Below are 20,061 nucleotides of genomic sequence, written 5' to 3' on the forward strand. Positions count from 1 at the left end.
GAGCGGATTTCCGCTCATTCAGCGTGATCGTTCCCACGCTCTGCGTGGGAATGCAGCCGGGGACGCTCTGCGTCCCAAAGCGGACGCAGAGCGTCCATTGAGGCATTCCCACGCGGAGCGTGGGAACGATCAATCATCAAACGATCAGTCGGGTACGAACATCTCCCGGGTCAGACCATGCCGCTGCATCTTTTCATTAAACGTGCGACGCGGCAGTTGCAGTTCCTCAAGCACGGCTTTCACATCGCCCTTGTGCCGTGTCAAAGCGGCCCGCAAACACTGCGCCTCAAACGCCTCCTGCTGCGCCGCCAGCGACTGGCCCGGATCAATCCCCTGCACCGGTTCATCCAGCCCCAACACCTGACGTTCGGCCACGTTCGCCAACTCGCGAACATTGCCCGGCCAGTCATGACTCAGCAGGTGACTCAACTGCGCACCACTGAGCGGCGGGAACGTCCGGCCCAAACGTTGGGCGGCGCTCTGGGCGAAGGACTCGAACAACAACGGAATGTCTTCGCGACGATCACGCAGCGGCGGCAGGCGCAATTCGGCGACGTTCAGGCGATACGCCAGGTCTTCGCGAAAACGCCCGGCCCGCGCTTCATCCAGCAAGTCGGGTTTGGTCGCCGCGACGATCCGCAAGTCCACCCGAATGCTCTGGTTCGACCCCAGCCGCTCCAGCTTCTGCTCCTGCAACACCCGCAGCAGTTTCACCTGCTGGGCCAGCGGCATGCTTTCGATTTCATCGAGAAACAGCGTGCCGCCATCGGCGTATTCCAGTTTGCCGATGCGCTTGCCGGATGCCCCGGTGAACGCGCCGCTCTCGTGCCCGAACAACTCGGCTTCGAACAGTTGCTCGGGGATCGCCGCGCAGTTCAACGCCACAAACGGCTTGTCGGCGCGCGGGCCGAAGTCGTGCAGGCAACGGGCGACCAGTTCCTTGCCGCTGCCGGTTTCGCCACGGATCAGCACGTTGACCGGCAGCGTCGCCAGGTCCAGCACCTGCCGGCGCAAGGTCTGCAAGCCACGGGACACACCGAGCAGCGTCGCATCCAGTCTGGCGCGGTTGTCGGCCTGCTCGTGCAGGGCGCGGTTTTCCAGCACCAGCCGACGCTTGTCCAGCGCCCGGCGCAGGCTGCCGAGCAGGGTCTCGGGGCTGAAAGGTTTTTCCAGAAAGTCGTAGGCGCCGTCGCGCATCGCTTCGACCGCCATCGGCACATCGCCGTGGCCGGTCAGCAGAATCACCGGCAGATCGGCATCCCGGCGCTGCACTTCGGCCAGCAGCTCAAGACCGCTGAGGCCCGGCATGCGCACATCGCTTAGGATCACCCCGGCAAAGTGCCTGGGCAGCGCCGCCAGACATTCCTCGGCACGGCTGAACAGCTGCACCTCGAACCCGGACAGGCTCAGCCATTGCTCGACCGCACTGCGAATGCTGCTTTCGTCATCGACCACCATTACCGCGTTGAGCATCAGATGTGCGCCTCCAGATCGATCGGCAAGGTCAGGCTGAACACCGCGCCGTTGTCGCCGTTTTCGGCGCACAGGCGCCCGCCGGATTCATGGACGATGGCGAACGATACTGCCAGCCCCAGACCCAGCCCGTCACCCACAGGTTTAGTGGTGAAGAACGGATCGAACACCTGACCCAGATGTTCTTCGGCGATGCCGCCGCCGTTGTCGATGACGTTCAGGCGCCACAGTTGCTCGTCGGCTTCCAGACGGATTTCCAGACGTTTGCACGGCTTGCCTTGCATGGCATCAAGGGCGTTGCGCAGCAAATTGATCAGCACTTGTTCGAGGCGGATCGCATCGCCGCGCACCCACGCCGGGCGGGTCAGGTGCAGCACCAGACTGACCTGTTCATCGCGCAGACGCGCATCGAGCAATTGCAGGGCCTGATCGACCACTGTCGCCAGGTCCAGCCGTTCGCGCAAGCCGCTGGGGCTCTTGCGGGCGAAGGTTTTCAGGTGGCCGGTGAGGGCGGCCATGCGCGTGAGCATTTCATCCACCGGTTTGAGCGCCTTGTAGGCGTCATCGACCCGACCGTGATCGAGCAGCAGTCTCAGAGTTGCAAGCTGCATGCGCTGGGCGGTCAACGGCTGATTGATTTCGTGGGCCAGCGCGGCGGACATCTGCCCCAGTGCCGCCAGTTTCGCTGATTGCACCAGACCGTCCTGCGCCGTGCGCAAATCCCGGGTGCGTTCCTCGACCAGTTGCTCAAGCTCTTCACGGCTGCGCTGGCGCATCTTCGCCAGACGCCAGCGCTGGTTGAGGAACAGCAACAGGAACACCAGCGCCAGCCACACTCCGGCGGCGGCGAGCCCGGCATTGCGCTGGTCTTCAAAGGACAGTTGCGGGCGGCGCAGCAGATGCAGGGTCCAGCCTTCGGCGGTCAGCGGCAGCGATTCCCACAGGTAATCCGCCGTGCCCTGCGGGCCTTCGACGCGGCGCAGATCACTGTTGTTATCGAAGCTGCGCAGCGCCAGATGTGTCAGCGGCACCAGCGACTGTTTGTCGTATTGGCGGGTAGTCTTGATCTCGCGGTAATCGGCCGGGCTCAGCGGGTGCAGCAGGCGATAGCGCCAGCCGGGCTGGTTGGCGATGAAGATGATCCCGCGCGCATCGCTGACCAGCAGGGTGTCGCTGCCCTGGCTCCATTCGCGTTCGAGTTCGGGGAATTCGAGCTTGACCACCATCGCCCCGAGGAACTCGCCGTTGTCGCCGAGCACCGCGCTGGACAGGAAATAACCGGGAATGCCGCTGGTCACGCCGACCGCGTAGAAACGCCCGGTGCCCTGGGTGCGGGTCTGACTGAAATAGGGGCGAAAGCCGTAGTTGTGACCGACGTAACTGCTGGGCAGACGCCAGTTGCTGGCGGCCACCGCGAGGCCGGTGCGGTCGAGCAGTTCAAGGGTCGAGGATTGGGCGGCGCCGTTGATCTTTTCCAGCTTCAGGTTGAGCGCTGCCTGCTGTTCGGCGCTCACGGGACCGGCCAGCGCCGCACGCAGCTGCGGGTCCAGTGCAAGCACGGCGGGCAGGGCGCGATAGCGGTCGATCAGGGTGTGCAGCGAGTTGGCGTACAGCGCCAACTGTTGATTGGCCCGCGCCGCGTCTTCTTCCAGCGCCTGGCGCTCGGCGTGGCGAATCGCAAGCGTCGCGGCGATGGCGGCGCCGGCGATGATCAGCAGGGTGTACAGCATCAAACGCAATGGGCGGGAAGTCGTGAGCATAGGGGTATCAGGCGCTGGACGGGCGAGCACGATAGCACGCACATGTACTGCTTGAGGTGCCGGGCGTGGCGACACGCGATCATGCAGCCCTGATCAGGTTCTGAGTCCGTCTCAGTTGCGCGATAGTGTGTCCCGTGGCGTCCGCCAGACTGGCCATCGAGTCTCCGGGAGCGCTGCCGAACACCTTATTCAGCGGTCGGTAAGTATGGATCGACTCGCGATTGGCGTTTGCGAAATGGTTCTGAAGCTCGCCGAGCGAGGCATTCAACACATTGACCATTCCGTCGATGTTAGCGTCCGCGTTGGCTTTTTTCTCCGGACTCAGTGGCTCTCCCGCCCCGGCGACTTCATGGAGTATCTCGAAAGTGCCCGCGATCGTGCTTAGAGCGGCACTGATCTCACTGGCAAAAGGTGTTTTGGTAATTTTCATGACAACGCTGGCAACGACAGGCCCCACTTCCTTGCCGCCCCGGAGCCAGCCTTTTCTGTTCATGGCAATCATGCCCTGGACGATGGCTCGGAACTTGTTCAGGACGTAAGAACCGTAGTTCATGGTCTTGTACTCGCCTTTTTTCACGATCCGGGCCGAGCTCAGCTTGCTCGACTTGAATTTGACCGAGGCGCTCAGGCCCATCCTTTCCGAGACAAAGTCCAATCCCATGCTTACCGATTTTTTGACGACGAATCCCAGGAAAATGCCCAGCGCTACGCCGACCGGTCCGGCGACACTGCCCAGTACCGCGCCGACAGCACCCAGGCCGATACCCGCCCCATAGCTGAGTGTCTGATTACCGAGATGCGTGGCTGTACGAATGGCGGCAGACTTGCCATGCGCTTGCGCAGACTGGTGGTTGAGAATCTGTTGTTCGGCTTCCTGAGCCCTGCGTGTCGTGAGCTCGAGGATCTTTTTATGTCGGTCGACCGCCCGTGACAACGTCATATTGGCTTGATATTGGGCCTGTTTCGCCGCACTCGCAGCCTTTCTGGTATCGCGTTGTTCAGACGTTTCGATAGCCGGGAAGCTGAGCCAGGTCTGTCCGTCGGCATCGACACGGGCTATGGGGTTGTTACCTACGAACGCATACATATTCAATCCATCCACCGCATAGGCCGGATCGGCGCTGATCCAGCGTCCCAGCCACGGTGCGTAGTAGCGGGCGCCGTAGTAGTACAGGCTGGTGGCATCCATTTCCTTGCCTGAATAACGTACGGTTTTGTAACCGACCTCGATGGCGGAACGCTTGGTATAGAACGCTGTTACTCCGAACGGCCGATAGCCTTCCTCGCTGATCAACTGCGCCTGAGCATCCAGCTCCTTGACCGCCGACCCCAAGTGATCGGCCAAGGTGAATCGCAGCTGATCAGCGCCGATGTTCGCCGGATCTTTCTCCCAGTGCAGGCAGCGTGCGCCGCCGGGGCCGATGTCGAGGGTGATGACGTGCAGTTCTTCGCCATTGTCTTTGGTGCGGATTTCCAGTTCCGGCAGATAGCGCACTTCGTGGAAGTGGCTGACTTTCGTAGTGTGGGTCTCGTGGCGTTTGTAGATCCGTTTGCCCAGGCTGTAACCGTAACACTCTTCGTCGTTGGCGCTGCTGCCGTTGCGGTCGACCAGGGTGACTTTTTCCAGTTCACCGTGAAGGTTCCACTGCATGGGCTGGCCGGGTTGCAGGGTCAGCAGATTGCCGGCCGGGTCGAACAGCTTGGCGAATTCAGGTGGTGGATCACCGGGTTTCCAGCGCACGCCATGGTTGCTGGCGGGATCGATGCTCGTCTCGAAGGTATGGTTGGCACCGTCGCGCACATGGGTGGTCTTGACGAGATTGTCGCCAGGACCGTAATCGTAGGTTTCGATGAAATTGCGCCGGTCGTTGGGATCAGTCGGTTGTGGCCGGCCGGGGTTGTCCTTCGGTGGAGCATCGCTGTAACCGGTGGCGCGGATCAGTCGGTACAGCGAGTCGTAGCTGAATTCACGATGGCCATCGACCAACTGGTTGCGAAAAAACGTCGGGATGTAGGCGTGATCGAGAATGCGGGTGATGTTGCCCACCGCGTCGTATTCGTACTCGTAATCCTGAAGTTTTTCCCCAGACGACTTTTTCGCGTAATGGCGATGCAGGCGGCCATCGGCGGCGCGGTAGTTCCAGCGGCTGATGACGCCATTGCCGGCGTGTTGCTCGGTGATCTGTCCGTCGGCGTTGTATTGAGCACTGTTCAACACGGTGTGCCAGTTGAGCTGGCCGTTGGTCTGGAGCCGGGTGTGTATGAGCTGCCCGGCAACGTCATAAGTCGGTTGCTGCTTGTGGCCAGCGGCGTCGATCGTCTCCAGTACCGTGTTCAGCGGGCTGAAAGTGCGTCGGCTGACAAAGGCTTTGTCATCGTGAAAGGTGCGGGTTTCTCGCAGTGCCGGGCCGGTCAGTGCGTAGCTGTGAAACTTCAGCGAGCCCGACGCGTCTTCCAGCTCGATCATCTGTCCGCGCAGGTTGTGACCGGCATCCTCGGTGGCATCGGCGTAAGTCATCTTTTCTACGCCGGCCATCGCGTTTACATCGCGCCTCACCGCCCGCAATTGATCATCGTATGTTGTACGCCAGTGATTGCCTCGCGCATCCCAGCGCTGCTGTTCCTCTCCGGCAAGCCCTGGCAAGATCACACCAAGACCGGCATCGACGCTGTCGATCTTGAGAGGCTGATCACTCAAGCCGAATACATTCACGAGGTTGGGCACGGACAGCCGCGGGTCCTGCTGTTCGACCAGTCGCCCGGCGATGTCGTGGCGCAGGCGGGTGACGAGCGCTTCCACGGGGACGTCGGCGACCGTGCGCAGATAGGCGACCTGGCGCACGGGCAGGCCTCGTCCGTCATTCACGGTGAGCGAAGGGGTGTTTCGGTGGATTGAGCTATCTGCCGCCATTGTTCCACCAGTGGACTACTTTGTTGCTTGGAGCGCGATGGGATAAATTTATGCTCGCATACTGGCGGTACCGTTTGACGGTAGTGCGGGTTTCGTGAAGGCTGTTCAGTGCCTTTTCCCGATATTTTTTTATATCGGATCGACTGACCGCTCTGCTATCGGTTGCCCCCACTTTGCTGAGACCGATATCAATCAAGTAATCCAGATCGTTCGCATAAAATTGCCCGACGCCCATTTCGTTAAATATGGCCTCGGCGATGTCTGCCGCTTGAACAATCGATTTTTCGAGGTTGTCGAGTAACGAGTCATAGGCATCCAACTCTATCGCGGTCAATTGCTGTTCGGCCTTGGTTGCGTCCTTGGCTACGCGCATGAGTTCGAAAATTTCTGATACCCCAGGCAATATCGCACCGCCTCCGGAGTCTCGAACGATGCTGAACAAAGTCCTGATATTCTCCGACCGTTCTTCCCACGTTCCCGGATTGACTGTGAATCTATCAAGTGGTCCGGGAGACGTTCCGCTGCTTTGATCCCGGATAGAGCCAGGTTCCAGATTCGCATGCCTTGGCAAAATCGGTGCGTTCATCTTGAGTGGGGCCATTATTTTTTCGTAAGCCCCGACGGCGCTGTCAGCCGTGAAGTTTCCCAATGACAGCCCTTGCAGTTCGCCAGGAATTGTACTTTCTTTGAACGCATGACCGGTTACTGCCCAGGCAGAGAAGAAACCAACGGTAGCCCGGCCAGCGAGAGAAATGAAGTTTTTGAGTACCTTCAATCGAAACTTTGCCGGCGAAGTCAGATCGCCAAACTGTTGGTTTACCTCGTCCAGGTTCTGTTGCGCAGTGGATAAATAAGCTACTTGGTCATTGATCATCTGACGTTGCTCTGAGGGTTTTCTTTGGGTGCCACCGTTATCGAAATAAGTGATCGGATTGCTCCCGACAAACGCATACCGGTTCAGCCCATCGTTATCTCCCGCAGGATCGCTGCTGATCCAGCGACACAGCCACGGCGCGTAATACCGTGCTCCATAGTCGTACAGACCGGCGTTATTCATTTCCCTGCCCGAGTAGCGGATGAACTTGTAATCCACCTCAATCTGCGAACGTGCCGCCAGCGTAGCCGTAGCACCGTAGGGGGTGTAGGTCTCCTTGCTGATCATCTGCGCTGAATCATCCAGCTCCATCACAGACGAGCTCAATGAGTCTGTCAGGGAGTAGCGCAGCTGATTGTTAGTGATGCCCACCGGCTGTTTGTCCACCCAGTGCAGACACGTAACGTGTCCGACGCCGGTCGCAACGGTGATGAGATGCAGGAGTTCGCCGTTTTCCTTGCTGCGGACCTGCAGGTTCTGCAAGTAGCGAACGTCCACGAAGTGGCTGACTGTGCCGCTGTAGGTTTCCAGCCGTTTGTGCACGCACACGCCCTGGCTGTATCGATATTGCTCGGTGTCTGGCGGTCCGCTGGCGTGTTCGACCAGGGTTACCGATTGCACCTGATTGCGGCTGTTCCACTGGATTGGCTGGCCCCGCTGCAGGGCTTTCAGGTTGCCGGCGGAATCGAACTCGACGTCGAAGTCCGGAATCCGATCGCCTTCTTTCCATCGCACCGCGCGATTGCTGCCAGGGTCGACGAACATCTGGCGATGGTAGGTTTTGCCGTCGCGGACATGGGTCACGCAGGTCAGGTTTCCGCCTTTGTCCACGTCATAGGTCTGGACATAATTGCGCCGGTCATTGGGATCTGTTGGCTGCGGCAGGCCCGGATTGTCCCTGGGCGGCGCATCGTCATGGCCGGTGGCACGGATCAGACGTGACAGGGAGTCATAATCGAACTCGCTAACGCCGTCGACCCGCTGGTTGCGGAAGTAGGTCGGTGTGTAGGTGTGGTCACGAATGACGGTGATGTTGCCAATCCGGTCGTGACGGTACTCGTCATCCTTGAGAGTCTGCCCCGAAGCTTTTTGCGCGTAGTGCCGACATAGCCGTCCGTTGGCATCGTTGTAAATCCAGTGGCTGGTGACGCCGTTTGCGCTTTGTTGCTCGATGACCTTGCCTTCGGCGTTGTATTGCATGTCATTCAATATGGGCTGCCAGGCTTGCCCGCTGATTTGCAGTTGCACTTTGGTGAGCTGTCCGGCCGCATCGTATGTCGATTGTTGCCGGTGACCACCTGCATCGATGCTCTCGAGCAATGCACCGAGCGGGCTGAACAGCAGCCCGCTGGTGAACGTCCGGGCATCCTCGAAGGTGCGGGTTTCGCTCAATAGCTGGCCGGTCAGTGCGTAGCTTCTGAATTCGACCGTGCCGGCCGGATCTTTCTGCTCGATCAAGTTTCCGCGCAGGTTGTATCGGGGATCGGCAGTCGCGGCGGCATAGCTGTTTTTTTCGATATCCGCTGCGCCATTCTCTTCAAGACTGACCAGACGCAGCTGTGGATCATGACTCATGCGTCGATGATTGCCACGGGCGTCCCAGGTCTGCCGGGGTTCCCCGGCCAGTCCCGGCAGCGTGATGTTCACACCGGCATCGACGTTGATCGTGTTCAACGCCTGCCCGTTCAGTGCAAACACGGTCCGGGTATTGGGCGTGGGCAGGCGCGGGTCGCGTTGCGCCACCGCGCGGCCGGCCACGTCATGCTGTTGGCGGGTGACAAGCGCCTGAACGGGGCCGTCCGCGACCTTGCGCAGGTATTCGACCTGTCTGATGACCTCGCCGCGCGGGCCGATGACAGCCACCGACGGTGTGTTCCGGTGCACGCTGGCGTTCATGGCTTGACCTTCTTCGCCGGTTTGGCAGGCTTCGCAGGCTTGGCCGGTGGCGGTTCTTCCGTGTCGTTGAAGTCATAGCTGAGCGTGAACCACGGGTGCAGGATGTCGAACGCCAGATGGCCCAGCGCATTGATCGTCTGGATCGGCCGGCCCAAGGCGTCGTAGAACATCCGGTCGTGGTAACCGTGCTCGCGCATTGAGCTGTCATTGATGTAGCTATGGGTATCGAGGAAATAGGCGCGATAGACGCGGATGGTTTCGCCTTTGTGGTTGTATTCCACCCGCCCGCTGACTCGCCAGCGCGGATCGGCCGGTGCCGTGCGCGGCTGGCCACGGTCCAGCGCAAGGCTCTTTCCGGGCGTGGCCACAAACGCATCGCCCGGCGGGACGAGTTGTTTGCTTTGCAGCGGGCGGCCGAAGCCGTCGATGTAAGCGATGACCATCTGAATCAATTGCAGCAGATCGGTGTGGTAACGGTCGGCAACCAGGCTGAGGCTGTGTACCGGCTGCCGTGGGCCCGTGCGGATGATTCCGAGCAGGGTCTGTTCGCTGGCCGTGCGTTGTTTTCGCTGGTTCAGCCAGCGCAGGGCCGAGGCGCGGATATGTCCATCGGGCAGAATCAGCCCCTTGGCGATCCATTCCTTTCTTTTGCGCGGCAGCGTTCCGGGCGGCAGCACTGGCATCCAGCTGAACAGGTCGGTGCGCACCACGCTAGCAGCGCACTTCAGCACTTCCTCAGGGTTGGCAAGCGCATATTCGACACTCAGATTCTTCTGTTCGGGGTACTCGGCCAGTGGCTTGAAGCCGGCCGGTTTGCCGTCTTCGGTGCCATGAAAACTGTGCACCATGGGCTGGCCACCCGGCTCATAAAGCACTTCCTGGATGTTGCCGTTGGCGTCCGTGATGCTCAGGGGCAGGAGCGTGTGAGGGTCATGAACGATTGTCGTCGTGCAGCCATCCGGGAGGGTAATGGCAATGGTGAAGAGGTGATAGTCGTCCCAGGTGATGTGCGTCTTGCCATGGCTGGCGGTTTGTTGCACAGCGGTGATGTGGTAGAAACCCGTGGCATCGGTGTAAGTGAAGAATCCGCTTTCGGCCGACCACAGGTTTTTCAGTTTGTCCTCTTCCGAATCTTCTGGGAAAAACAGATTCATCGGCTCATAGCCGATCTTGCGCAGCTCATCCCGAATGACAATCGGGGTATCGGCGTAGGCCTCCAGCGCCTTCTTGTCGAACACGGCCTGTTTCGTCGGTCCTGCCAACGGTGGGTAAAGCATCTCGCCGGCGGCCTTCAGATAGGAATGTTGCGACAGCGAGGTCAGTTCGCGTTCGGCTTTCCACTTGGCGCTGTCTTTATGCCGATCGAAATTTTCGAAACTGATGTCCGCTGCGCGCAAACCGTCCGGCAGATCGCCTTTGGGCAGCTTCATCGCATTACCGCGCTGGCGGCTGGGCAAGCCGAGCAGCCAGTGGCCGTCAGTGATCAGGTTGATGTATTCGGCAAGTGTCTCTGTCAGATAAAAAAATTCCTGTTGCTCATCATGGCTGTCCATCCAGGCGAGCTGTTGATCCTCCTGCTCGAAGGGCGGAGGGTCATTTTTCGTGCGGCGGCGTGCACAGGCCACTGTGAAACCGTGAGTCAGTCGACCGTACTTGTCCCATGCCATGTTGACCACGTGCTGGCAGGTCGGGTCGTTCATGACGCGTTCGTATTGATGGCTGCGGGTTTCCTGCTCGAGCACCTGCAGGCAGGCCGGTTTGCCCACGATTTGCCGAACCCGGTAGCGACACTCGGTCAGGGAAAACAATCGGACGGGCGGGGAGTCATCAGCCTGGGACACTTCGCTGCGCAGCAGTTGTCCGCTGAGGGCACGAGCGATTTCATTTTCTTCGACGGGGTAGGGCTTGCGAATTACGTCAGTGCCTTTTACCGCGTTTAAACGCGAATACACGGTGGCACCCAAGGGGGTGGCCTCTGTATCCAGCTCACAGATGTTCCTGAGTATCGGGTTGATGCATTGGCCGGTATGAAACCAGTGCGTCACGCGCGTCGGCGCCGTATGGCCACTTTCGGCCTTGCCCGGTTCGAGTTCGCTGTCGATCTGACAGACCCGGCCGAAGCCGCGAAACTCGCGTTCGATACCGTCGTAGTAACCCTCGAAGTATTCAAAAAACTGGCTCAGTAGATTGCCGGTGATTTCATCCAGTTGTTGCAGGCACTGGAGCACCATCTGCGGAAACGGCAGCCGACACACCGGTTTTCTGCATGCCTCCAGCTCCGACTGTTTTTCATCCAGCCAGAATTGCGCACTGCTGCGGTGTTTGAGCGTGGCGCTGTAGCCCATGTTGTTGTTGCAGCCGGTAAGCAGGTACGGCCGTTCGCTGGTGAAGTGATACACAAAGTGCTGCGGTTTCATGTGCGGCACGGTCAACAGCAGGCTGGCGCAGCCAATGCCTTGCAGGTCGGCGAAAGTCACCTGGCAGTGGTTGTCGTAGCGCACGCCTCGGGGCCATGGAACGCACACTGGCGTCGAAGCCAGACCATTGCCGCCATGGTTGAACCAGATTTCGAAGTGGTCCGAGCACAGGTAAATGAAGGCCGGGGCACCGGAACCGTCCAGATCGGCGATGCGAACCCGGTCGGCATTGAATTCGCCGTAGTCGAACTTCAAACCGCTCAGCTTGAACCCCTCTGCAAACCGACCATGACCCAGGCTGATCCAGCAACGGATTTCATCATGGCGGATCCGGCACAGTTCCATGCCGCTGGCGCCCATCCCGCTGAACGACACCAATTCGTTACGGGCGTCGCTGAACAGCGGCAATCTGTCCGGGGTATGGGGCATATTCTGGCCGTGTGCAAAGCCTTTTTCCCGCAGGTTGGCATAAACCCGGACGCTGTTCGGGCCTATCAGTGCGAGGTCGTCCAGACCGGCGCCGCTCAAGTCGCCCATCTGTGCCAGTTGATGGAAAAACTCCACGGGGAACTGGCTGAACGGTTTGAACAACGACCAGGTGCCGTCCGGACCAAGCGTGTAATACCCACTGCCGCCGGGATGGGCGACGACCCAGTCCAGATGGCCATCACCCGTGAGGTCGGTGAGGATCTGCACCAGCGGTTTGTTGCTGTCGGCGTTCGGAATCAGCGGCAGCAGGGTCCAGGGGCCGTAGACGATTTCGTCCGTGCCGGGAGTGCCACGCAGGGGTTCGCGGTAGTACCAGGCGTTGTCGTATTGGCAGAGAAAACCGGGCAGGCCTTCGCCGTAAAGATCGACGCAATGGTAAGGCTGACCGTCATTGAGGCCTGGCATGTGGTCGAGTGCCAGAAAGGCCTGGGGGAACGTGTTGAGTTCGAATGGCTTGTAGCAGTACTCGATTGGAGGGGAGTGTTTGACGCGGCCCTCAGCGTCGTAACTCATGTAATGTGCCGCTGTCAGGTGGTTGTATAGATGCGATGTCGGTTTATGTTCCAGCAATAGACGATTGACCAGCACCCGCTTGGAGCCAATGTTGTTGAACAACAGAGTTTGCTTGCACAGGCGCCGGGTGCCGACTGGAAAACCGTAGCGATGCATGCGAAACGGATCACTGCGCAGCGACCATTTTTTTCCGTCTGGTTCGTCAAACGGTGGTACGTCATCCAGTCCGACGGGACGTTCGCCATAGTCAATGATCAGGTGGAAAAACCAATCCAGAATCTCTGGTTTTTCATGTTTGAGGCACAACAGTTCGTCACTGGCGGTCTTGTTGCCATAACAGACCTGACACAGGTAACGCTGGGCCGAATAGTCGAATCGCGGATCAGGGTCTGTATCGTCAGTCTTGTACTTGTAAAAGATGTGCTCACCCAGGGCATTCATGATTTCCACCAGTAACCACACGGCAATGTGGGTCGGGGCGTCAGGATCGTGAATGCACGAATCCAGAGTGTTGCCGTAGCAGTGCTGTGAGCCGTCGGCGTGCAGGACTATCCAGAAGGCGTGGCCGTCGTCACCGGTCCAGAGCTCGTAGCGGGCGAAGGTACTTTCCAGACGAGGGATATAGCGCACCACCGAAAACTTTCTGGCCTGCCGGCCTTTGCCGCGTGTACGGCGGGTCGACTTGATCTTGCCGCGCGTCGTCCGTTCGGGCTGCAGGTCGGTGCCGTCAGCATGCATGACGTCGCCGTCCGTATATTCAGGTACGCCCTTGCTGGTCTTGTGCGAGATGACTGCATACGGCAGATCCCAGCCAAGTCCGTACGTGCTGTTGCCCCCATTGCCGTCATAAACCAGTTGCAACTCGGGAACCAGCGTGCGGCCGGGGGCAGACAGTGATGGCAGCGGCAAGGTGTGAGAGCGCTGCCCGGTCTCACCCATCTCACTCCAACTGCGCCCATTCGTTGCAATGGACGCTGTCTTGGCGATGGACGGAGGAGTGACGAGCGCATCTGCATCAAGGGCCATGGCACCGCAACCTGTAAACGTCGAGGTTCCACGCTAACAGAGGGCATAGGGCGTGACACCTGTCAGATCTGACAGGTGCCGACTGACGGCAGGCGAAAAAAAACCGGGCGGTCATCGCTGACCGCCCGGTTTTTTACAAGCAGATGAAGCGCTTACTGCACTTCCACCGCCAGGCTTTCGCTGATCTTCTGTTGCCAGATCGCAGGACCGGTGATGTGTACCGATTCACCTTTGCTGTCCACCGCTACGGTGACCGGCATGTCCTTGACCTCGAACTCGTAGATCGCTTCCATGCCCAGCTCGGCGAACGCCAGAACCTTGGACTTCTTGATCGCCTGCGCCACCAGGTAAGCGGCACCGCCGACGGCCATCAGGTACACAGCCTTGTTGTCCTTGATCGCGTCGATCGCGGTAGGGCCGCGCTCGGACTTGCCGATCATGCCCAACAGGCCGGTCTGCTCGAGGATCTGACGGGTGAACTTGTCCATCCGCGTGGCGGTGGTCGGGCCCGCCGGGCCAACCACTTCGTCACCGACCGGATCAACCGGGCCGACGTAGTAGATGAAGCGACCTTTCAGATCAACCGGCAGGGTTTCGCCCTTGTTCAGCATCTCGACCATGCGCTTGTGCGCGGCGTCGCGACCGGTGAGCATCTTGCCGTTGAGCAGGACGGTTTCGCCCGGCTTCCAGCTCTGCACGTCTTCCGGAGTCAGAGTGTCGAGGTTGACGCGACGGGCCGACGGGCCGGCTTCCCAGACGATTTCCGGGTAGGCGTCCAGCGGTGGCGCTTCCAGCGATGCAGGGCCGGAACCGTCGAGCACGAAGTGCGCGTGACGGGTGGCGGCGCAGTTCGGGATCATGCACACCGGCAGCGAGGCGGCGTGGGTCGGGTAGTCCATGATCTTCACGTCGAGCACGGTGGTCAGGCCACCGAGGCCCTGGGCGCCGATGCCCAGCTGGTTGACCTTCTCGAACAGCTCCAGACGCATTTCTTCGATGCGGTTCTGCGGGCCACGGGCTTTGAGCTCGTGAATGTCGATGGATTCCATCAACACTTCTTTCGCCATCACAGCGGCTTTCTCGGCGGTGCCGCCGATGCCGATGCCCAGCATGCCCGGTGGGCACCAGCCGGCGCCCATGGTCGGAACGGTCTTGAGTACCCAGTCGACGATCGAGTCGGACGGGTTGAGCATGGCCATTTTCGACTTGTTCTCGGAACCGCCGCCCTTGGCCGCCACGTCCACTTCCACGGTGTTACCCGGAACGATGGAGTAGTGGATGACCGCCGGGGTGTTGTCCTTGGTGTTCTTACGCGCACCGGCCGGGTCGGCCAGGATCGAAGCACGCAGGACGTTTTCCGGCAGGTTGTAGGCGCGGCGCACGCCTTCGTTGATCATGTCGTCCAGGCTCATGGTCGCGCCATCCCAACGCACGTCCATGCCCACCCGCACGAACACGGTCACGATGCCGGTGTCCTGGCAGATCGGCCGGTGGCCGGTGGCGCACATGCGCGAGTTGATCAGGATCTGCGCCATCGAGTCACGGGCCGCTGGCGATTCTTCGCGCAGGTAGGCTTCGTGCATCGCCTGGATGAAGTCCACGGGGTGGTAATAGGAAATGAACTGCAGGGCGTCGGCAACGCTCTGAATCAGGTCGTCTTGCTTGATCACGGTCATGAGTCGCGCTCCTCTAAAAGACGGGAACATTCTTTAAGGGCAGCTGAAAGTCGCGAGCTTCGAGCGGCAAGCTGAAGCAGTGTGTACTGCTTTGAACTTGCCGCTCGAAGCTCGGAGCTCGAAGCTGCCCTTCAGGGTCGGCACGCCGGGGCTGCTGGCGCGACGCTAAAAAGGCGCGGCAGTATACCGCGCCTCGGTGGCGGGCACATCTGCCGGGAGTTATTCGTTGGTCGCATGGCTGCAGGTTTTTGACGCCAAATACCCGGCCCGAAAATCAATGGTCATTTATCGACTACGCCACTAAAGTGGCAGCCGGTCTGTGGAGTAGGACACTCGGTCAGCCTCTTATCGCACGGTGAGTCAACGATTGACCCATAACGCCATTCAACGTCTTTTGCTCAAACGCTTCGCCCTCGCTGCAGCCACCTATGGATTGGCTTTGCTGCTGCTGTGGCTGGCGTATTTCACCGGTCACTACAACGACTCGCTGGCCGGTGTCGCCGTCGGCAGTGCGCTGGTGGTGATCAGCCAGGCGATCCTGTTCGCCCTGTTCTTTTCCGGCTGCAACCTGCGCTTTTCCGACCCTAGCCTGACCGAAGCCCAAGTGCTGCTGGGCCTTGGCTGGCAGACGTGGCTGATTGCTCATCTGGAGGAGGCCCGGGGCGAGTTTCTCGTTTTCTATGTGCTGGTCCTGCTGTTCGGCCTGTTCCATCTGTCACAGCGGGCGTTCGTACGCTGCGCCATGCTGGTGTTCTTCAGCTTCTGCGCCATCACGCTGTGGGACGGTTACCACTTCCGTCTGCACGATCCGGCGCTTTCCGCGTTGCAGGCCTGCATCCTGCTGATCGTGCTGGCCTGGCTGGTGATCTATGCGCGCTTCGTCCAGACCTCCCGGCAACGCATGCGCCAGCGGCGGTTCGCCTTGCAGGCGCATCAGGACACCCTGCGCGGGATGATGCGCCAGCTCGAAGACCTGGTGGCCACCGACGAACTGACCGGGCTGTTCAATCGCCGGCATTTCCTGCGCCTGGCCACCCGCGAGCTGAATGCGATGGAGGCCGACGTGGTGCACGGACTGGCGCTGATCGACCTCGACCACTTCAAACGCATCAACGACATTCACGGCCACGCCGCTGGCGATCAGGTGTTGCAGGCTTTCGCCGGAGTCGCCGGGGCCTGTCTGCGCGACGGCGACGTGCTGGCGCGTTATGGTGGTGAAGAGTTCGTGGTGCTGCTGCCCGATTGCAACGCCGAGCGCCTGACCGCCTGTTGCGAACGCCTGCGCATCGCCTTCACCGACGTTGAACTGGTGGGCCTGAATGTGAAAAACCTGAGTCTGTCTGCCGGCATGACCCTGCTGGAACTGGGCGATGATCTGGACGAGGCCTTGCAGCGTGCCGATCAGGCGCTGTACCGGGCCAAGCGCGACGGCCGCAATCGCTGCGCGGCGGCGTGGGAGAACGTCGATGCCTGAACTGCGGGTCGGTGAACGACAGTGGTCGGTGGCGGCGGGCAGCAACCTGCTCGATGCCCTCAATCAGAACGGTGTGGCGGTGCCTTACAGCTGCCGCGCCGGCAGTTGCCACGCGTGTCTGGTGCAATGCGTGCAGGGCTTGCCTGCTGACAGTCGCCCCGATGCCTTGAGCGCCGAGCAACGTGATCAGGGCTGGCGGCTGGCCTGTCAGTGCCAGGTAATCGAAGACTTGCAGGTGCACACCTTCGATCCCGTCACCGACGGTCGCCCGGCCACGGTCGAGGCGCTGGACTGGCTCGGCGACAGTGTGTTGCGTCTGCGCCTGACACCCCAGCGGCCGTTGCGCTACAGCGCCGGTCAGCATCTGGTGCTGTGGGCGGGCCACATTGCGCGGCCGTATTCGCTGGCGAGCCTGCCGGAAGAAGACCGTTTTCTTGAGTTTCACCTCGATTGTCGCCAGCCCGGCGAATTCAGCGATGCCGCGCGACGCTTGCAGATCGGCGACCCGATCCGCCTCGGCGAACTGCGCGGCGGCGCGCTGCATTACGACCCGGACTGGCACGACCGGCCGCTGTGGCTGCTCGCCGCCGGCACCGGGCTCGGTCCGTTGTTCGGCGTGTTGCGCGAAGCCTTGCGCCATGATCACCGGGGCGCCATCCGCGTCATTCACCTGGCCCATGATGCCGACGGGCATTACCTGGCCAAACCCCTTGAAGCACTGGCCGCGCAGCGGGAAAACCTCAGTGTGGAATTGTGGACGGCGGCCGAGTTGCCGGGCGCTTTGGCGCAACTGCGCCTTGTTTCCCGGCAAACCCTGGCCTTAGTCTGCGGCTCGACGGCCAGCGTCGACGCGTTTGCCAAGCGTCTGTTCCTGGCCGGACTGCCGCGCAATCAACTGCTGGCCGATGTCTTCCTGAGCCGTGGTTGAGCGCTGATTCTTCAGACGCGAGACACGCCATGACCGACGCCATCCTGCTGCACCGCGAACGCGGTTTGCTGACCCTGCGCCTCAACCGCCCGGACAAGAAAAACGCCCTGACCCGCGCCATGTACAGCCAGTTGGCCGACGCGCTGAAAGAGGCTGACAGCGACCCCGAAATCAACGCCGTGCTGATCACCGGCAGCGCCGAGTGTTTCACCGCCGGCAATGACATCGCCGACTTCATCCAGCAACCGCCGAGCGACCTCGACAGCCCGGTGTTTCACTTCATGCTCAATTTGCTGGAGTGCCGCAAACCGGTAGTCGCCGCCGTGGCCGGGGCGGCGGTGGGGATTGGCACGACATTGTTGCTGCATTGCGATCTGGTGTACGTGGCGCGGGATGCGCGGCTGCGCATGCCGTTCGTCAATCTCGGGTTGTGCCCGGAGTTTGGCTCCAGCCTGATCCTGCCGCGCTTGCTCGGGCAGGCCAAAGCCTCGGAGTTGTTGCTGCTCGGTGAGGGCTTTACCGGTGAGCAGGCGGCGCAATGGGGGATCGCGACTGAGGCGCTGGACAGTGGCGAAGCCGCATTGACCAAGGCGCGGGAGATGGCGCTGCGGTTTGACGAGTTGCCGGCCGAGGCGGTGCGCATCAGCAAGCAGCTGATGCGCGCGCCGGATCGCGAATTGATTCGCAAGGTGATCGAGGAGGAGGGCGCACTGTTCACCCAGCGGCTGCGCTCGCCGGAGGCGTTGGCGGCGTTGACCGGGTTCATCAAACGCCATTGAGATATCCGCCGACCGCTCCGCGCATCGATCGCCCCCGCACTCCCGCGCATCGAACGCGGCCACACTGCGCGCACGGACCGCCGCCGCACTCCGCGCACCGATCGTTCCCACGCTCCGCGTGGGAATGCAGTCCGGGACGCTCCGCGTCCCATGCCGAAGCGGACGCGGAGCGTCCATTGAGGCATTCCCACGCAGAGCGTGGGAACGATCAACAACGATCAGTCTGAAATGAAAAAGCCCCGCCATTCACATGGCGGGGCTTTTCGTTTTCAGCAACCGGTCACTCAGACCTGCGGGTCGCCCACGTGCAGGATTTTCATGCCGTTGGTGCCGCCGGTGGTGTGGTAGCTGTCGCCCTTGGTCAGGATGACCCAGTCGCCTTTCTCCACTACGCCGCGCTTGACCAGTTCGTCGATGGCCTTCTGGCTGACTTCGTGCGGTTCCAGCGAAGCCGGGTCGAACGGTACGGTGTACACGCCACGGAACATCGCCGCGCGAGCCTGGGCTTCACGGTGCGGGGTGAAGCAGTAGATCGGCACCGAGGAGCGGATACGCGACATGATCAGCGGGGTGTAGCCGCTTTCGGTCAGCGCGATGATCGCCTTGACGCCCGGGAAGTGGTTGGCGGTGTACATGGTCGCCAGCGCAATGCTCTCGTCGCAGCGCTCGAATTCCTTGCCGATGCGGTGGCTGGAAGTTTTGCTGGTCGGGTGCTTTTCAGCGCCGACGCAGATGCGCGCCATCGCCTGCACGGCTTCCAGCGGATAAGCGCCGGCAGCGGATTCGGCAGACAGCATCACGGCGTCGGTGTAGTCGAGCACGGCGTTGGCCACGTCGGATACTTCGGCGCGGGTCGGCATCGGGTTCTGGATCATCGACTCCATCATCTGGGTCGCCACGATCACCGCCTTGTTGTGGCGGCGTGCGTGCAGAATGATTTTCTTCTGGATGCCCACCAGTTCAGCGTCGCCGATTTCCACACCCAGGTCACCACGGGCAACCATCACAGCGTCGGAAGCCTTGATCAGACCGTCGAGGGTTTCGTCGTCGGCCACGGCTTCGGCGCGTTCGATCTTCGCCACCAGCCAGGCGGTGCCGCCGGCTTCGTCGCGCAGTTGACGGGCGTAGTTCATGTCGGCAGCGTCACGCGGGAAGGACACGGCGAGGTAGTCGACTTCCATTTCAGCGGCGAGCTTGATGTCGGCCTTGTCTTTTTCAGTCAGGGCCGGTGCGGTCAGGCCGCCACCGCGACGGTTGATGCCTTTGTGGTCGGACAGCGGACCGCCGATGGTCACCACGCAGTTCAACTCGGTGGCGGTGGCGGTTTCAACGCGCATGACCACGCGACCGTCGTCGAGCAGCAGCTCGTCGCCCACGCCGCAGTCCTTGACCAGGTCCGGGTAGTCGATGCCGACCACCTGCTGGTTGCCTTCGGTCAGCGGATGGCTGGTGGAGAAGGTGAACTTGTCCCCGATCTTCAGCTCGATGCGCTTGTTGGCGAATTTGGCGATACGGATTTTCGGGCCTTGCAGGTCACCCAGCAGGGCGACGAAGCGGCCGTGCTTGGCAGCGAGGTCACGCACCAGCTTCGCGCGAGCCTTGTGCTCGTCGGGGGTGCCGTGGGAGAAGTTCAGACGGGCGACGTCCAGGCCAGCCAGAATCAGCTGTTCGAGAACTTCCGGCGAGTTACTGGCCGGGCCAAGGGTAGCGACGATTTTGGTACGACGGACGGACATGCAAAGACTCCTCAGGTTCAAGCGCCAGCGAAGGCTACTATGCTCGAAGGGTGTAGTCATTGTTCGTTTGCACTACTTATTGGTTTCTTTATTGAAACGAACCTTTTTG

General features: G+C 60.8%; 10 protein-coding genes. 3 read left to right on the forward strand and 7 right to left on the reverse strand.

Going from position 1 to position 20,061, the window contains the following annotated elements; genetic code table 11:
• Positions 1-144: 144 nt before the first annotated feature.
• The 6 genes from CAF80_RS22300 to CAF80_RS22325 all read right to left on the reverse strand — a co-directional run bounded on the left by CAF80_RS22300 (position 145) and on the right by CAF80_RS22325 (position 15,035).
• Positions 145-1,473 carry a sigma-54 dependent transcriptional regulator gene (locus CAF80_RS22300; protein ID WP_085667939.1) on the reverse strand — a complete coding sequence of 443 codons (1,329 nt, stop codon included), beginning with the start codon at positions 1,471-1,473 and terminating at the stop codon, positions 145-147.
• The gene (locus tag CAF80_RS22305; RefSeq protein ID WP_085667940.1) at positions 1,473-3,233 is read right to left on the reverse strand and encodes an ATP-binding protein; all 1,761 of its coding nucleotides are present in this window, start codon (positions 3,231-3,233) and stop codon (positions 1,473-1,475) included. The genes CAF80_RS22300 and CAF80_RS22305 overlap by 1 nt, the downstream gene beginning before the upstream one ends.
• 79 nt (positions 3,234-3,312) lie before the next feature.
• On the reverse strand, positions 3,313-6,075 hold the full coding sequence (locus tag CAF80_RS22310; RefSeq protein WP_256578197.1) for an RHS repeat domain-containing protein: 2,763 nt from the start codon (positions 6,073-6,075) through the stop codon (positions 3,313-3,315).
• A 55-nt stretch (positions 6,076-6,130) separates the two neighbouring features.
• Positions 6,131-8,914, reverse strand: a complete 2,784-nt coding sequence (locus tag CAF80_RS22315; RefSeq protein ID WP_085667942.1) for an RHS repeat-associated core domain-containing protein — start codon at positions 8,912-8,914, stop codon at positions 6,131-6,133.
• Positions 8,911-13,272: a SpvB/TcaC N-terminal domain-containing protein gene (locus CAF80_RS22320; RefSeq protein ID WP_305955812.1), complete on the reverse strand. Its 4,362-nt coding sequence runs from the start codon at positions 13,270-13,272 to the stop codon at positions 8,911-8,913. The genes CAF80_RS22315 and CAF80_RS22320 overlap by 4 nt, the downstream gene beginning before the upstream one ends.
• Positions 13,273-13,511: 239 nt before the next feature.
• Positions 13,512-15,035: a fumarate hydratase gene (locus tag CAF80_RS22325; RefSeq protein ID WP_007960181.1), complete on the reverse strand. Its 1,524-nt coding sequence runs from the start codon at positions 15,033-15,035 to the stop codon at positions 13,512-13,514.
• Between the two features lie 367 nt (positions 15,036-15,402).
• Here CAF80_RS22325 and CAF80_RS22330 point away from each other — a divergent pair, with 367 nt between their 5' ends.
• From CAF80_RS22330 to CAF80_RS22340, 3 genes are read left to right on the forward strand one after another with little or no spacing between them, the layout of a single operon-like run.
• Positions 15,403-16,509, forward strand: coding sequence for a diguanylate cyclase (locus tag CAF80_RS22330; protein ID WP_074688393.1), 1,107 nt, complete (start codon positions 15,403-15,405; stop codon positions 16,507-16,509).
• On the forward strand, positions 16,502-17,437 hold the full coding sequence (locus CAF80_RS22335) for an iron-sulfur-binding ferredoxin reductase (RefSeq protein ID WP_085667944.1): 936 nt from the start codon (positions 16,502-16,504) through the stop codon (positions 17,435-17,437). Before CAF80_RS22330 ends, CAF80_RS22335 begins: the two co-directional genes overlap by 8 nt.
• 29 nt (positions 17,438-17,466) lie before the next feature.
• A complete protein-coding gene (locus tag CAF80_RS22340) occupies positions 17,467-18,216 on the forward strand; it encodes an enoyl-CoA hydratase-related protein (RefSeq protein ID WP_085667945.1) in 750 nt (249 codons plus the stop codon).
• Between the two features lie 284 nt (positions 18,217-18,500).
• Here the strand turns inward: CAF80_RS22340 and pyk are convergent, their stop codons facing one another.
• A complete protein-coding gene (pyk, locus tag CAF80_RS22345; RefSeq protein ID WP_085667946.1) occupies positions 18,501-19,952 on the reverse strand; it encodes a pyruvate kinase in 1,452 nt (483 codons plus the stop codon).
• Positions 19,953-20,061 lie beyond the last annotated feature (109 nt).

This window comes from Pseudomonas sp. B34(2017), from assembly GCF_002112915.1.
GTDB lineage: Bacteria > Pseudomonadota > Gammaproteobacteria > Pseudomonadales > Pseudomonadaceae > Aquipseudomonas > Aquipseudomonas pharyngis.